This window comes from Salegentibacter agarivorans (genome assembly GCF_900113135.1).
In the GTDB taxonomy this organism is placed as follows: domain Bacteria; phylum Bacteroidota; class Bacteroidia; order Flavobacteriales; family Flavobacteriaceae; genus Salegentibacter; species Salegentibacter agarivorans.
Genome location: NZ_FOOH01000017.1, coordinates 62215 through 78297, shown reverse-complemented (window position 1 = coordinate 78297; position 16083 = coordinate 62215). Strand labels below are relative to the sequence as shown.

The window sequence follows — 16083 nt, the reverse complement described above, 5'->3', positions numbered from 1 at the left end:
CAAAGGGAACAGGACTCTCGAACGTAATCACAACCTGATTCGCCTCAAGGAAAAGGCCAGGAACCTACTGCTAAGTGAAGAGGGAATAGCACATCGCAAAAGAAGATGCTGGGATGTTGAAGCCGTCTTTGGAAATATCAAGCAAAATATGGGCTTTAAGCGGTTTATGTTGCGGGGAATGGATAAAGTAACTACTGAGATAGGATTAATAGCTATGGCGCACAACTTAAGAAAATTCAGTATCGCATAGCAAGGGGGCGCTGCTTTGCCTTTTTTTATCAGAAAGAAGATTTACAAAAAGAAGAATCGCTTCCTCTTACAAAACATTTATAAAGAAAAAGGCCATCTAAATACTTTTTAGACGGCCTCTTTTATAATTATATATTTAAAATTACCTGGTAAAAAGTAACTCTCTGTACTTAGTTAACGGCCATAGCTCATCATCTACCAGAAGTTCCAATTTATCACAGTGGTATCTTATTTCATCAAAATAAGGCTTTACATCATCACAATAAGCGAAGGCTCGTTTTTCAGAATCTTCTATCTTATTAGCTACTTTCCTGGCCTCTATCATAGCTTTAACTCCGCTATTGATCTTAGCAATATGTTCAGAGATCTCTTCAATGAGTTCCAGTTGCTCGTTAGAATGTTTCTTGAAGTCTTCGTTATAAATATGCTTCAGGCCTTCTACATTCTCTATAAGGATATTCTGGTAACGAACTGCAGTTGGGATAACATGATTTCTGGCAATATCTCCAAGGATTCTACCTTCAATCTGGATTCGCATCGCGTAATCTTCAAGTTCAATTTCGTGACGCGCTTCAAGTTCCACTTTGTTCATCACCTTCATTTCTTCATAAAGAGCGATTGTTTTCTCAGAAATTTGAGCTTTTAAGGCTTGTGGAGTCGTTCTATTATTACTTAAGCCACGTTTTTTAGCTTCCTTCTCCCAGGCTTCACCATAACCATCTCCTTCAAAACGAATGTTCTTAGATTGCTTGATGTATTCTCTAAGTACATTAAAGATAGCATCATCCTTCTTCATTTTCTTGCCTTTAATCAACTCATCAACTTCAGATTTAAAGTCATTTAGTTGTTTGGCCATAATGGTATTAATAACCGTCATTGGGTTAGCGCAATTTGCAGTAGAACCAACAGCTCTAAATTCAAATTTATTACCGGTAAAGGCAAAAGATGAAGTACGGTTACGATCGGTATTATCCAGTAAAATTTCCGGAATCTTACCTACTACATTAAGTTTTAGCTCGGTTTTTTCCTGCGGAGATAGTTTTCCGTCGGTTACCTTTTCTAATTCATCCAATACTTCGGTTAACTGAGATCCAATAAATGCTGAAATAATTGCGGGCGGTGCTTCGTTTGCTCCCAACCTATGATCGTTAGATGCACTTGCAATAGCTGCTCTTAACAATTCTTCGTTATCATGTACTGCTTTAATAATATTAATGAAGAAAGTTAAGAATTGAAGGTTCTTCATTGGTGTAGAACCCGGTGCTAATAAGTTTGTCCCGGTATCTGTGGCTAAAGACCAGTTGTTGTGTTTACCACTACCGTTAATACCGGCAAATGGCTTTTCGTGAAGAATTACCTTAAAGTGGTGTTTTTCGGCAATCTTGCTCATAATATCCATAATTAATGAATTATGGTCTACGGCAAGGTTACCTTCTTCAAAAATTGGTGCCAGCTCAAACTGGTTTGGTGCAACCTCGTTATGACGTGTTTTCACCGGAATACCAAGTTTCATACACTCAATTTCCAGGTCTCGCATATAGGCCAATACCCTTGAAGGAATTGAACCAAAATAGTGATCGTCTAATTGTTGTCCCTTTGCAGGAGAATGTCCCAACAAAGTACGCCCTGCCAAAGAAAGGTCTGGACGCGTAGCGGCCAAAGCAGAGTCAATAAGAAAGTATTCCTGCTCCCAGCCTAAAGTAGCGGTTACTTTTGTAACATTTTTATCAAAATATTTAGCTACGGATGTTGCTGCCTGGTCTACAGCTTGTAATGCTCTTAAAAGAGGTGTTTTATAATCTAAAGCTTCACCTGTATAAGAAACAAAGATCGTTGGTATACAAAGCGTTGTTCCCCAAAGAAAAGCTGGAGAAGTAGGATCCCATGCAGTATAACCACGGGCTTCAAAAGTATTTCTAATTCCTCCACTTGGGAAACTTGAGGCATCTGGCTCTTGTTGAACCAAAGCTCCGCCACCAAATTTTTCTATTGCAGAACCATCGGCCTGAGTTTCAAAAAAGGCATCGTGTTTTTCAGCCGTTGCGCCGGTTAATGGTTGAAACCAGTGTGTATAATGGGTAGCTCCTTTTGAAATGGCCCATTCTTTCATCCCAGTAGAAATGTGGTCTGACACTCTACGGTCAATTTTCTTACCGGTTTTTATAGCTTCCATCACATTTTCGTAAGCTTCCTTGGTAAGGTATTGCTTCATGGAGGCTTCGTTGAACACATTTGTTCCAAAAAGCTCAGACCTTCTGGCCGGCTCTTTAATCTTAACCGGCTTGCGGTTAAAGGTTTCTTTTAAAGCTTCAAATCGTAAAGTTGACATATTGGTGTGTTTGATAAATTTTAAATTTCAGCTACCAAATGTATGTATTTTTACAGACACCCCGTTAAAAATCAAGCCTCTGATTTAAATTTTTATGTATTTATTAATACACCCCCTTAAAATTAACCCAAAAATGCAAGACCCGTAAAAATTACATAGCTTACGAATAAAATCACACCTTTATACCTGTTGAAAAGAAAGCGTTTTGGTAAAAAAGCTAGCGGAGCAATGGCAAAAGCAATCCCAATCATCCAGAAAATGTCGTTGGTAAGTATTTGATCTGACTGAATATAAATAGGTTGAATCATTGCGGTGATTCCCAAAACCGAAGCAATATTAAAAATATTAGATCCTATAAGATTCCCCAGGGAAAGTGCTTTTTCCTTTTTTAAAGCTGCAATAACCGATGCTGCCAGTTCTGGTACACTTGTTCCAATTGCAATCATAGTCACAGAGATTACTCTTTCACTTACTCCCAACATTGTTGCCAGGTCTACAGCACCATCTACCAGTAATTCTGAACCTCCCCAAAGTGCCACGCCTCCTATTAGTAACCAGATAATCATTTTAAAATTTGAAGTCTCTTTAAGTGAGTCGTCTATTCCCTCAACTGCAATTTCAGTTTTTCTACGAGACCTTCTTATTAATAAAATTAGAAAAACGATAAGACCTATAAATAATAAGAGACCTTCCAATCGCGAAATATGTCCACCGGTATATAAAAAGTAATAAAGTACAATAGAGAAAAGCATCATTGCCGGCCAGTTAAACCGGTAAAACTCCCTGTCTACAGAAATTGAGGTAATTATGGCGGTAATACCCAGTACCAAACCTAAATTGGCAATGTTAGAACCTATCACATTTCCCAGGGAAATATCTGAAAAACCATTTAGTGCAGCCTGTAAACTTACCAGAAGCTCGGGAGCCGATGTAGCAAACGATACCACCGTTAAACCAATTACCATTTTGGAAATATTGAACTTAAAAGATAGCGCTACAGAAGCTCTAACCAAAAATTCTCCACCTACAACCAACAAAACAAGCCCAATAAGAATAAAAACAATACTCATCTAATTTTTTTTGCGAAGATAAAATAATCCTGTGAGCTAAACTTAAAAGCATCATAAATCAAAAAGAAACTACTTAATTAGTAATTAAACTATATTTTTCGTTATATTTGAAATAACCAAACAAAATCAAAATGAAAAGATTAACTAATAAAGAGGAAGAAGTGATGCGTATTCTCTGGCAATTGGAGAAAGCATTTGTTAAAGAAATTATTCCGCTCATACAGGATAAAAAATATCATTACAATACAGTCTCAACTATTGTAAGACATTTAGAAGACAAGGGCTTTGTTGGCCATACAGCTTATGGAAATACACATCAATACTATCCCATAATTTCTAAAGAAGAATACAGGAAACACATTATGAGTCTCACCTCAAAACGTTTTTTTGATAATTCTTATAAGAGCATGGTTTCCTTTTTTGCTAAAGAAGAAAAGATTAGCGCAAGGGAACTTCGCGAAATCCTGGAAATTATAGAAAAGGAGAATAAAGAATAACTTATGGAAGCATTCTTAACCTATCTTCTTAAAAGCGCCGGTTTGCTAAGTATTTTTTACCTGGCCTATATTATTTTACTAAGAAAGGAAACCAGTTTCCAGATAAATCGTAATTTTCTCATGGGTGGAATTTTAACTTCAGCAGTTCTACCGGCAATTTATTTTACCCGGAAAGTGATGGTAGAAGCTAATAACTTTCCCTTCCACGAGTTTCCTGCAAGCACAAATATTACTTCAGAAAATATAGCATCCAATTTTGGCGCCTGGGAAGTCCTGGGTCTTGCTTATTTAAGTGTTGCCCTGTCTTTCCTAACAAAAATTTTTGTGCAGCTTTTCAACATTTGGCAACTTATTAAAAAAAGCCAAATTCATAAAATAGATGGTTTTAATTTTCTTACAACCAATACTACGGTAAGTCCGTTTTCATTCTTTAAATTCATTGTTTATAATCCTGCGGCGCATTCAGAAAAAGATTTGCAAATGATTTTGCAACACGAAAAGATACACGCGGCGCAATGGCATTCTATAGATATACTAATAGCAAATCTTACTACCGCCCTACTTTGGTTTAACCCGTTAAGCTGGTTGTATAAAAAAAGCGTTGAACAAAATCTGGAATATATAGCCGACAGGGAGACGGTGGCTATTTCGGGGGCAAAAAAATCTTATCAGCAGGCTTTGGTAAAAGTTTCAATTTCAAATTTACAACCTGCACTTACCAATCATTTTTACCAGTCATTTATCAAAAAACGAATTCTTATGTTGAATAAAAAATCATCTCAAAATACCGGGCTTTGGAAACTAAGCCTTGTTTTTCCATTTGTCCTGGCTTTTATGCTCGCTTTTAATGTAAAGACCAAGGCCCAAACAAAAAAATCTGAAAATCCTGTAGAAACTGTTCAAGTAAATAAATCAGTTTCAGCTACAATTACAAAATTTTCTAAAGAGGAAGGTCTGGAAAAAATTTCTGGAATTTTTCAGAAATTCAATGTTGAACTGGAGTTTTCAGAAATTAAATATTCCAACGAACTACTTACCGGTATAAAAGTTTCCTTCTTAAACAAAGAAACCAACGAAACCGGAACTTTCTCAACCAACGATACAGAAGGAATTGAATCTTTTGAAATCTTTACAGATAAAAAAGAAACTGGTTTTAGGAAAGCCAATACCCTTTTGGAAAAAGGCGCTATATCTTCTAACGGAAGTGCTTTAGGTAAACTAGGGAAACATCCCTTATATATTATAGACAGTAAGAAATATACTTCTAAAGAATTAGACGGGAAACACCTTGATATTTCTAAGCAAGGAATAAGTATTTCTTTAGCTGAGGAAGCAAAGGCAAAATATGGAAATGAAGCCGAAGACGGAGCAATTATTGCCAATAATGCAAGAATCATCGATAATTTACAGAATGAATTAAAGAGAATTGATAAAGAGGATTCTGAAACCAAACGCGAATTCTTACAAATAGAACACGGTAGATCACCGAGTTTAATTTCCCTCCAAACTAATTTTAAGGGGAAGAAAAAAAACAAAAATAAAAAGTTACGCGAAAACTCTAAAAATCCTCAAGAAATCCCCGGCGATCCCCTTTATATATTAAACGGTGAAAAAAGTAAGAAAGAAATTGTTGAGTTAATAGATAAAGATCTTATTAAAAGTGTAAATGTTCTTAAAGGCGAAAACGCAACTTCTCTTTATGGGAAAGACGCCAAAGATGGGGCGGTGATTATTACTACCGGGGTTTTGGATAAATCTAAAAAGAAAACTGAAAAAAAGGTGATAAAAACCCAAGCTCATTCAGTCGGATTTCAAACATTCAAAAAGAAAACAGATTACGAAATAATAACCGGCAAAAGTTTAAGTTTTTCTAATTCCAAAGATATAAACGCTTTTCATAAATATGAAGAAGATAAAAAATCAGATAACTCAACAGGCTATACTGTTAAGGCCAATATTTTCACGAATGGGCATAAGCAAGCTTCGCCTCTAGTTATAATTGATGGAAAAAAGGAAAGTGCAGAGTTTATGGAAGAAAAACTACAACCCGAAGATGTTGAAAAAATTAATGTTCTTAAAGGTACAGTTGCTTTAGAAAAATATGGAGAAGATGCCGAAGACGGGGTTATTGAAATTACTACTAAAAAAGATAAATAATAATTTTTCTTTTGATTTAAATTTGAATTTAAAGGCAGGCTAATTCCCTGCTTTTTTCTTTTACCTGATTTTCAATATCTTTGAAGTAAACCGCTTTGAGGCAAATTCAGGAAGAATTGAATATATGAATATTGAGGCAAACCTCAGCGCATTTAAATCTCGATTATCGAGTAAACCAACCAAAAATGAAAAAGAAATTTTTTAAAGCACTTTCTAAACTTAACAAGAAGGTTCTGCCCAGCTACACTAAAAAAGAACTGGATCTAAGAAAAGCCAGTAAAGTACAAATGGCAATTATTGGCTGGAAATCCTGGGTTACCAGGAATTCTTTAGACTAAAGAAAGCCCTTAAGACAATTCTTAAGAGCTTCCTGTATATATTCAAGTTTCCCCTACTTACTCATTTTTTTAGCTTTTTCTTCCAGTTTTTTCACATCAGTAGGATACGGATTTTCTTTTAAGGTTTTTGCTAAATGCACCAGGTTGTGAGCCATAAGTAACATCATATTATTGGTGAATTCGTGTTTATTCCCTTCGGCTTCAATATAACTTGGCCCGGGCCCGGCTTCACCCACATAATAGCAAAATCCGTTTACGGGAACAGTAAATCCGTGCTCAGAGAGGTCAAAAACCATACTGGAAATTGCTTTTTTAGCACCGTCTTCATTCCCATCTACCATAACTCCGGCTACCTTATTATAAGTTGGAAATTGCCCGTTTTCTTCGCTTCCCTCTTCCATTATTCCATCAAAACGTTCGGCAACCATTTTAGCCACGGCACCCCGATCTCCACGCCAAATTGGAGTAGCTAGAATTAAAATATCGGCAGCTTTTACCTTCTTTAAAATTTTAGGCCATTCATCTCCATTTTCTTCATCAGAGGTAACTCCAAATTTTACATCATGGTCTACTACGCGAACAATTTCGGTAGAAACATCAAGGCCTTTAAAAACCTTTTCAGCTTCTTCAATAAAGGCTTCGGTATTAGATGTTTTGGGAGATTTTTTAAGTGTACAATTCAAAAATAAAGCTTTCAGTTTCATAATTTAGATTTTATGGTTTACTATGCAACTTATTAAAAAGGGAGACTTAAAGCAGTTAAGGCTTGGTTAAACCTACCTTAGTGTTTTGTTAGAAGCCTTATATTTATGATAAAGTATTAATTATGATGAAAAAATACCTTTTACTTAGTATTCTTTGTTTTTCGGTAATTAGCCTTAATTCTCAATCCTGGAAAACTCTTCCTGCAAATGGAGAAGCACAGGAACGCCACGAGAATGCTTTTGTACAGGCAGGAAAGCGGTTTATTTTAATTGGAGGTCGCGGTAATAAACCAATTGATATCTACGAAACCGAAAACCAAAAATGGAAAAAAGGAGCACAACCTCCCCTGGAAATTCACCATACACAGGCCGTGAGCCTGGACGGACTTGTATATATATTAGGCGCATTTACCGGTGGCTGGCCAGATGAAGATCCTATTCCTAATATTTATATTTACGACCCCTTAGAAAATTTATGGGTAAAAGGACCCGAAATTCCTGAAGACCGTAGACGTGGTGCTGCCGGCGTTGCAATAAAAGATAAAAAAATATACCTAATAAACGGAATTACTAATGGGCATACTTCCGGTTGGGTAAATTGGTTTGATGAATATGATGTTTATAAAAATAAATGGAAAATACTTCCAAATTCGCCTAATGAACGGGATCACTTTCAAGCAGTAATAACTGGGGATATACTCTTTGTTGCCGGCGGAAGGAAATCTGGAAGTGTTGAAGGAAACGGATTTGCCGGTACAGTGAAAGCCACAGATATCTACGATTTTAATGCGGGAAAATGGAAAACCATTTCTGAAATTCCTACGCCAAGAGGCGGCACGGCAGTTGGACTTTTAGATAATAAGCCTGTAATTTTGGGAGGTGAAAGTGATGCCCAGGAAAAAGCGCACAATGAAGCTGAAATCTTTAATTTTGCTGATGGAAAATGGGATAGCCTGCCTCCATTAAAACAAGGCCGGCACGGCACCCAGGCAATTACCATTAATAAGCAAATTATTATTGGTGCCGGAAGCGGAAATCGAGGTGGTGGCCCAGAGTTAAATTCGTTTGAAGTTTTTGCCAAAGACAATTCCCTTAATTTTAGTACCGATGCTATTCTGGCAGGGGAATTAAAAGCATCACAAGACAATCTTGATTTTTCAAAACAAGAAATAAAAAGTCTTAGAATTTCTCATAAAGGAGGTAACCAGGCTATTATAATTACCGAAATAAATATTAGTGATAATTTTAGTATTGTTAATAACAAAAGTCTCCCATTCATTTTAGCCCCACGTTCAGAATTTGAATTAAAAATAAAAGGAAATCAAAATCCCGGAGAACTGTTTATTAAAAGAGCGGGTAAAAAAGAAGACCTTAAAGTAAGCTTGAATAAGAATAACGAGAAGTAACCCCTTAACCTCATTATAAAATGGAATAAATTTGCATCCCAAATAATATAATACCGGGAAACCTAATCAAAAATAAAGCAAGAACAAGCGTTAAAATTTGATTAAACCCTAATGAAAAATTCTTTTGAAAATTATTTTTGCATATTATGGAAAATCATTTTTTAAACTGCATAGTATTACTTAATGAGCAAAACTAAACCAGGTACTCCGGTAAAAAGACTTTGGAATTTACTAAAATTAGACAAGCGCGATGTAAGTCATATTTTATTTTATGCACTTTTCGCGGGTTTATTAAATTTGGCAGTTCCCCTGGGTATACAGGCTATTGTGAATTTAATTCAGGGAGGAAAAGTTAGTACCAGCTGGGTAATTTTAGTGATTTTAGTTACGCTCGCAGTAGGTTTGGTTGGAGTTTTTGAGTTGCTACAACTTAGACTGGCAGAAAATATTCAGCAAAAAATATTTACACGTTCCAGTTTTGAATTTTCCTACCGTTTTCCCAAAATTAAAAGTGAAGCTTTACAAAATATCTATCCGCCAGAACTGGCAAACCGTTTTTTTGATACCCTAAAAGTTCAAAAAGGAGTAAGCAAAATTTTATTAGATCTCCCGGCGGCCACAGTCCAGGTTGTTTTTGGAGTTATACTGCTCTCCCTTTATCACCCATTTTTTATTTTATATGGACTATTACTGGTATTATTAATTTATATCGTCTTTAAATTTACCGCTGCCAAAGGTTTAAAAACCAGCTTAGACGAATCTAAAAACAAATACCAGGTAGCTCACTGGATTCAGGAGGTTGCCCGAAACTTAAACAGTTTTAAAATTTCTGGCCGAAGCAAGCTGGCGCTGGATAAAAACGATAAACTTACCGAAAAATACCTGAGGGAACGGGAAGAGCATTTTGGCGTTCTTAAAATTCAGTACATTAAACTTATTATTTTTAAGGTTTTGGTAGCCGGTGGTCTCCTGGCTATTGGAGGAATGTTGGTTCTAAACCAACAAATGAATATTGGTCAATTTGTAGCCGCCGAGATCATTATTCTCTTAATTATTTCTTCCGTAGAGAAAATGATACGAGGCCTTGAGGATATTTATGACACCCTTACCTCGCTGGAGAAACTGGGACAGGTAGTAGATAAACCCTTAGAACCTTCAGAAAATCAAAATTCTGTAAACGCTTCTAATGGTATTAAACTGGAATTTAAAGATGTGGCATTTGAGCCGGAAGGTTATTCGGTTTTAAAGGGAATTAATTTTGTAGTGAACCCCGGAAAATCGCTTGTAATTACCGGGCCGGCAGGAAATGGAAGAACCAGTCTTTTAAAACTCATTTCAGGTATTTTTAGTCCTACAAAAGGTAAAATTTATGTAAACGATCTCGCCCGGCACACCCTTGTTTTAAATGAATATCGGCAATATCTAGGGACTTTATTACCCGATGAAATTCCGTTTGAAGGTAGTCTTTGGGAGAATATAACTTTTGGAGATGAATCTATTTCAGACCAGGATATAGATTGGGCTTTAGAACAGGCTGGCTTAAAAGATTTTGTAAAAGAGCAAAACAATGGTATTTATACTCAAATTCATCCTGAAGGTAGATATTTATCTTCCCTTATTTCACAAAGAATTATCCTGGCCAGGGCTATTGTAAATAAGCCTGCAATACTTATTTTAAAAGAACCTTTTACGAAATTTGAACCTCAGGAAAAGAAAAGGATATTAAAGTTTTTAACCGATCCGCAGCAAAAATGGAGCTTAATTGTAGCCAGTAATGATGATTTATGGAAAGAAATTTGTGATGAGCGCCTGGAATTAGAGGATGGTAAAATCGTTAAATCCCTGTAGATATGCTGAATATTTCTGAAGAAAAATTAAACGAGCGTATAGATATTTCTGACTCTAGATCGGGGAAATTCGTTTTTAATAGAAAACACTACACTATATTTAATAAGGTGCTAATTGGCCTTTTTTTATTATTTATAATTATTCTCTTTTTACCCTGGACACAAAATATAAGATCTAGTGGAAATGTTACCACGCTAAGCCCGGAACACCGCCCACAAACCATACAATCTCCCATCCCCGGGAAAATTGAGCAATGGTATATTAACGAAGGGGATTTTGTAAATAGAGGAGATACTATTTTAAGAATTTCAGAGGTGAGTAGTGATTATTTTGATCCTTTATTAATCAATAGAACTTCCAGCCAAATAGACGCCAAACGCCAATCGGCCGACTCCTATGACGAAAAGATAGAAGCACTTAGGCAACAATTAGAAGCGCAGCAGCAAGAACGGGAGTTAAAGCGAAGTATGGCCACTAATAAACTGGCGCAAGCCGGCTTAAAGGTTCGTAGCGACAGTATTAAACTGGAAGCAGCAAAAACCGAGGTAGAAATTGCCAAAACGCAATTTGAACGTATGCAAACCCTGCAAGAAGAAGGTTTAAAATCTTTAACCGATTTGGAAGCGAGGCGTTTAAGATTGCAGGAAGCCCAGGCCCAACTAATTGCGCAAGAAAATCAACTTTTAGCCAGCCGTAATGAAGTAATAAATGCTGAAATTGAAATAAACCGAATTTCTGCTGAATACGCTGATAAAATTTCTAAAACCAGGCAGGAAATTTTTACCACTCAAAGCAACCAATTTGGTACTCGCGCTGAAGTTGATAAACTTCAAATTCAGCTTTCAAATTACCAACAGCGTAGCAATTTATATTATATTCTTGCACCCCAGGATGGTTACGTAAATAAAGCTCTACGCGCAGGTTTAGGTGAAACTTTTTCACAAGGAGAGCAATTAGTAGGTATAATGCCTTCCAACTATCAAATGGCGGTAGAAACGTATGTTAGGCCATTAGATTTACCACTTATGCATGTGGGCGAAGAGGTTCGTATTCAGTTTGATGGTTGGCCCTCAATAATTTTTAGCGGCTGGCCCAATCTTTCTTATGGTACTTATGGTGCCGAAGTAGTTGCGGTAGAAAATTATATTTCAAAAAATGGTAAATACCGTGTTCTCCTCGCCCCTGATCCCGATGATAATCCCTGGCCGGAACAAATAGGAATTGGCAGTGGTGCGCAAACTATAGCCCTCTTAGAAAATGTTCCTATTTGGTATGAATTATGGCGAAACTTAAACGGTTTCCCCCCTAACTATTACGAACCGGGAACCGGTGACAATACTGAATCTCAAGCGGCAAAAAGTAATAATAAAAAGTAGCCAAATAAATGCGCTTTGTACACTATTTTACAATCCTATTCTTTATTTGTTCTTCGGCAGTTGCCCAAACAGACAGCCTGAGTTATACCGAATTTTTAGATATTGTAGTAAGTGAACATCCTGTAGTTAGCCAGGCAGGATTGGTAAGAAATATAGGTGATGCCGAAGTACAGGCAGCAAGAGGTGCATTTGACCCTCGCTTTGAGGTAGATTATAAAGAAAAAGAGTATAAAGGTACCGAATATTACGACCTTCTTGATGCCCAATTACAGGTACCTATGTGGTACGGATTAAAATTAAAAGGCGGATTTCAACAAAATCAGGGCGCCTATGTAAATCCGCAAAACAAAGTGCCAGAACCCGGTTTATTTCAGGCAGGCGTAGTTTTATCGGTGGGAGAAGGACTTTGGATTAATTCTAGAATGGCGGGTTTACGCAAAGCCCAGGCCTATCGGGACCAAAGCCGGGCCGAGCAGCAATTAATGATAAATGATATTCTTCTGGATGCTTCGTTTGTATATTTTGAATGGTTAAGAGCGCACCAGAAATTACAGATTTTTGAAGATTTTCTAGAGAATGCAAATGAACGCTATCGCGGAATTAGGCGCGGCGCTCAAATGGGCGAAGTTGCAGGGATAGACACCGTAGAAGCAAGCCTAAATATTCAAAAACGTAGACTCCAGGCTAACCAGGCCATTGTAGAACTCAGAAAAAAACGGCTGGAACTTTCTACCTATTTATGGGACCAAGATCAACCGCTTATTTTACAGGAACAGGTAAGACCCGTAACTACCGAAGAAGTTTTCCGTACTTTAATTTCTGAAATTCCTGAAGCAAATTTAGATACCCACCCGCAATTAGAATTTTACAGGAGAAAAATTGAAGCGCTCCAAATAGAAAAACGCTATCGCATTAATCAGTTATTACCCAAAATAGATTTGGAGTATAATTTCCTTTCAGAAGAACCCGAAAACTTTGAAACTTTTAATGCCAGTGCGTACAAAGCGGGTGTAAAATTTTCTATGCCATTATTTTTAAGAAGGGAACGTGGCGATCTTAAGATAGCCGAATTTGAGCTGCAGGATGCCAAATTAGAGCTAAACCTTAAAGACAACCAGTTACAAGCCAAAATTAATGCCCTGGAACAACAACTTCAGGCCTTTTTAGAGCAAATTGAAATGACAGAACAAATGGTGGTAGATTCTAATGCATTACTTCAGGCAGAAGTGCGTAAATTCAATTTTGGAGAAAGTTCAATCTTTTTAATAAATACCCGCGAAACCCGGTTTATAGAGGCCAGGCTGGAGCAATTAGATCTTCAGGTTAAATATTTAAAAACCCAGGCAGAGTACCTGCAGGCCCTGGGGAGAAATCCTGCGCAGTAAATTTCACTGCACACGTAATTACTCCTTTAGGTTTATTCTATCCAAACATATTATTTGTAACTTTAAAATTAGATAATCAAAAAATTAAAATTATGATCAGTAAAATTTTTAACTCAGTTGCTTTTATAGGCATTTTTCTTTTTATGGTTTCTTGTGGAGAAAGTACTGATACCGTAGAATCTGGAACTTACCAGGGAACAATAGAAGAGGTTGAACCTTCTAAAGATGAGATTTACGTAAAAACAAACGATAACAAGACTTTAGAGTTGTATTTCAAGGAAACTACCGAGTTAACCCGAAATGGAAGCACTGTAGATTTTTCAGAATTGAAAGAAGGTCAAAAGGTTGAAGTTGAAGTAGAAAAAGTGGGAAAACGTTTAGATCCCATTTCTGTAAAAATTATGGAATAAAATGAATCAGTTACCTGATTTTTGGCGGACAGAGGTTTTTCATCCTCTGTCCGTTCATTTTCCTATCGCCATTTTATTAGTTGCTTTTTTGTTTAAGTTAATAGCGCTGGGCTCGGCAAAAGAAGTCTGGAAACAAGGAGGAACTATACTACTTTTATTAGGTACAATAGGAGTTTGGATTGCAATTTATACCGGTAATCTAGCCGATGGTATTGTCTCACGAAAAATTTGTGATCCCACCGTTCTTAAACAACACCAAAACCTGGCGTATATTACCGCCTGGCTTTTTACTGCCTCCCTCCTTCTTGATCTATTAAAATTTTCAAGAATTCGATTACTTACCCAAAAGAAAAATTTATTATCTATTCTTTGTATCGTTACATTATCAATAGGCTCCGGTTATCTTATGTATGTTGGGCATTTAGGCGCCACCTTAGTTTACCAACAGGGAGCAGGCGTTTATCAACCATCAGGCGATTGCGCTGAATTTAATTAATAGACTTTATTTTAATAATATCAGCTTTACCAAAACTCCCTCAAATTAAAAAGAGCTTAAGTGGGGCTGATAACAAGGAAAAGCGGAAATAAGAAATAATCAGTTTCCACATGTATTATTCCGGGATGTTCTAATTAATGAACAACGAATCATAAAAGCATTAACTAAATAAAAAAGCACCGCCCTGGCGGTGCTTTTCAGTATAAAATTTAAGCTATTTTTTAGTGTACAATAATCGCATCTGCCGTTCCATCTGGATCTCCATTTACAGTTCTATCAGTAGAGGCACTTCCTAATAATAGAACTCCGGCTGCATGTGGTGAAGCCATAGAAGTACCACTTATTGAATTATAACCACCGTCTTTCCAGGTAGAATTAACCGCAACTCCTGGAGCAGCGTAATCTACCGGCGGATTTCCGTAGTTAGAAAAAGAAGCCCAGTTATCGTTAGAATCCATTGCAGAGATCGTTACGATATTTGCTCCGTTTACTCGCGCAGGAGAACTGGTATTCGCATCAGAACTTTCATTTCCGGCTGCAAGAGCGAAAATAATTCCGTTTTGTGAAGCTGAAAGTACTGCGCTATCTAAGGCATCTGAAGTTGGACCACCAAGACTCATATTGGCAACATCGCCAGCACTTCCGTAAGCAGCAACGTGATCTACACCGGCTATTACGCCAGAGTAAGAACCACTACCACGACTATCCAAAACTTTTACAGGAATAACTGAAGCTCCCGGTGCTACCCCAACAACTCCAAAATCATTATTTAAAGCTGCGATAGTTCCAGCAACGTGTGTTCCATGACCATTACCATCATCGGTAGATTTTCCATCTCTTCCAGAGGTAAATGCATTGAATCCTCTTGAAGCATCCACATTAAGATCTGGATGATCTGTGTCTATCCCGCTATCAATTACCCACGCAACATTAGAACCAGTGTAAGAAGCTACTCCATTAACCCGGGTAATTCCGTAAGGTACATCCTGGGAAGAGTCTCCTCCCCCATCGTCTCCATCTCCCGGATCTTCATCACAGGGCCCGCCGTTTGGCGTTCCACAAGGAGGGGCAAATTGCACAATTCTATCTTCCTCGATGAAAGCAATTTCTTTTTTACCTCTTAAAGCTTCCACCTGCTGCAGGTTAAGTTTAAGGGCTGCACCATTAATTGTTTTACTATAAACAGCTAAAAGTTCAGTGTCAGGAATATTAGCTTCAGATAATACCCTTTTGGTAGTATTAGCCACTTCTTCCTGAGCTTTGGTATAACTTTCCGGATATTTTGAAGAAGCATTTCCGGTAAAATCTTCATTAAAAACTACGATATACTGGCCTTCAATAATATCGGCTGAAGAAGGAGCTACCAATTCTTCATCCATAGGTTGTTCTCGTGCTTGGTCCTGAGAACATGAAACAGAAAAAGCGGCAGCTATTGCAGTTACCGCGAACGATTTAAAGTTTTTTAAATCCATAAAAATAAAATGTTTGATTAATAAAAGGTTAATAGATTCGTCTAATCTATCACTTTATCGACAATTTCCAAACTTTTATCTTAATAATTTGATAATATGATTATTTTAATTTTATAAAATTTTCAGTCTGGCCCTATTTATTTCCAGGGATTCTTAAGGATAAAATTATTTTTTAATGTAAGTATTTTCTTACTATGAATTAAAATTTCAACAGGTTTCCAAAAACCTGATTTTCCTCATAGGACCCTAAAAAATATTCCCGTATACCCACCTGCCAACCAGACCTGTATGTAACAAAAGTTGCTTCCCACAGGTAATCCACCCACTAATTTTGTCATCTAATTAG

The 16083-nt window shown here is 36.9% G+C and carries 14 protein-coding genes; 10 read left to right on the top strand and 4 right to left on the bottom strand.

The window, feature by feature from the left end:
• Positions 1–250: transposase (locus tag BM084_RS13080; protein WP_143083661.1), on the top strand; the 250-nt coding region annotated here is incomplete at its 5' end.
• Positions 251–391: 141 nt separating this feature from the next.
• On the opposite strand, the gene BM084_RS13075 is transcribed toward BM084_RS13080, so the two are convergent.
• Both BM084_RS13075 and BM084_RS13070 read right to left on the bottom strand, forming a co-directional pair.
• Positions 392–2578, bottom strand: coding sequence for a glutamine synthetase III family protein (locus tag BM084_RS13075; RefSeq protein WP_075326132.1), 2187 nt, complete (start codon positions 2576–2578; stop codon positions 392–394).
• Between the two features lie 122 nt (positions 2579–2700).
• Entirely contained in the window at positions 2701–3648 is a 948-nt protein-coding gene (locus tag BM084_RS13070) for a calcium/sodium antiporter (protein ID WP_075326131.1), read from the bottom strand.
• A 131-nt stretch (positions 3649–3779) separates the two neighbouring features.
• Here BM084_RS13070 and BM084_RS13065 point away from each other — a divergent pair, with 131 nt between their 5' ends.
• From BM084_RS13065 to BM084_RS13055, 3 genes are all read left to right on the top strand, one after another.
• Positions 3780–4145, top strand: coding sequence for a BlaI/MecI/CopY family transcriptional regulator (locus tag BM084_RS13065; RefSeq protein ID WP_075326130.1), 366 nt, complete (start codon positions 3780–3782; stop codon positions 4143–4145).
• A 3-nt stretch (positions 4146–4148) separates the two neighbouring features.
• Entirely contained in the window at positions 4149–6302 is a 2154-nt protein-coding gene (locus tag BM084_RS13060; RefSeq protein ID WP_093305344.1) for a M56 family metallopeptidase, read from the top strand.
• 185 nt (positions 6303–6487) lie between these two features.
• Positions 6488–6640, top strand: a complete 153-nt coding sequence (locus BM084_RS13055; RefSeq protein ID WP_075326128.1) for an SsrA-binding protein — start codon at positions 6488–6490, stop codon at positions 6638–6640.
• Between the two features lie 53 nt (positions 6641–6693).
• On the opposite strand, the gene BM084_RS13050 is transcribed toward BM084_RS13055, so the two are convergent.
• Positions 6694–7344 carry a flavodoxin family protein gene (locus tag BM084_RS13050; protein WP_075326127.1) on the bottom strand — a complete coding sequence of 217 codons (651 nt, stop codon included), beginning with the start codon at positions 7342–7344 and terminating at the stop codon, positions 6694–6696.
• A gap of 122 nt (positions 7345–7466) precedes the next feature.
• Between BM084_RS13050 and BM084_RS13045 the strand changes: the two genes are divergently transcribed.
• The 6 genes from BM084_RS13045 (at position 7467) to BM084_RS13020 (ending at position 14265) form a co-directional block, all read left to right on the top strand.
• The gene (locus BM084_RS13045; protein WP_075326126.1) at positions 7467–8750 is read left to right on the top strand and encodes a Kelch repeat-containing protein; all 1284 of its coding nucleotides are present in this window, start codon (positions 7467–7469) and stop codon (positions 8748–8750) included.
• 183 nt (positions 8751–8933) lie between these two features.
• Positions 8934–10598: a peptidase domain-containing ABC transporter gene (locus BM084_RS13040; RefSeq protein WP_075326125.1), complete on the top strand. Its 1665-nt coding sequence runs from the start codon at positions 8934–8936 to the stop codon at positions 10596–10598.
• A gap of 2 nt (positions 10599–10600) precedes the next feature.
• Complete coding sequence (locus BM084_RS13035; RefSeq protein ID WP_075326124.1) at positions 10601–11974, top strand: HlyD family secretion protein; 1374 nt, start codon at positions 10601–10603, stop codon at positions 11972–11974.
• An 8-nt stretch (positions 11975–11982) separates the two neighbouring features.
• Positions 11983–13359, top strand: coding sequence for a TolC family protein (locus BM084_RS13030; protein ID WP_093305342.1), 1377 nt, complete (start codon positions 11983–11985; stop codon positions 13357–13359).
• Between the two features lie 92 nt (positions 13360–13451).
• Positions 13452–13769, top strand: coding sequence for a hypothetical protein (locus BM084_RS13025; protein ID WP_093305340.1), 318 nt, complete (start codon positions 13452–13454; stop codon positions 13767–13769).
• A gap of 1 nt (position 13770) precedes the next feature.
• A complete protein-coding gene (locus BM084_RS13020; protein ID WP_093305338.1) occupies positions 13771–14265 on the top strand; it encodes a DUF2231 domain-containing protein in 495 nt (164 codons plus the stop codon).
• 221 nt (positions 14266–14486) lie between these two features.
• Here BM084_RS13020 and BM084_RS13015 read toward each other — a convergent pair whose 3' ends face one another.
• A complete protein-coding gene (locus tag BM084_RS13015; protein WP_093305336.1) occupies positions 14487–15737 on the bottom strand; it encodes a S8 family peptidase in 1251 nt (416 codons plus the stop codon).
• Positions 15738–16083: the final 346 nt, after the last annotated feature.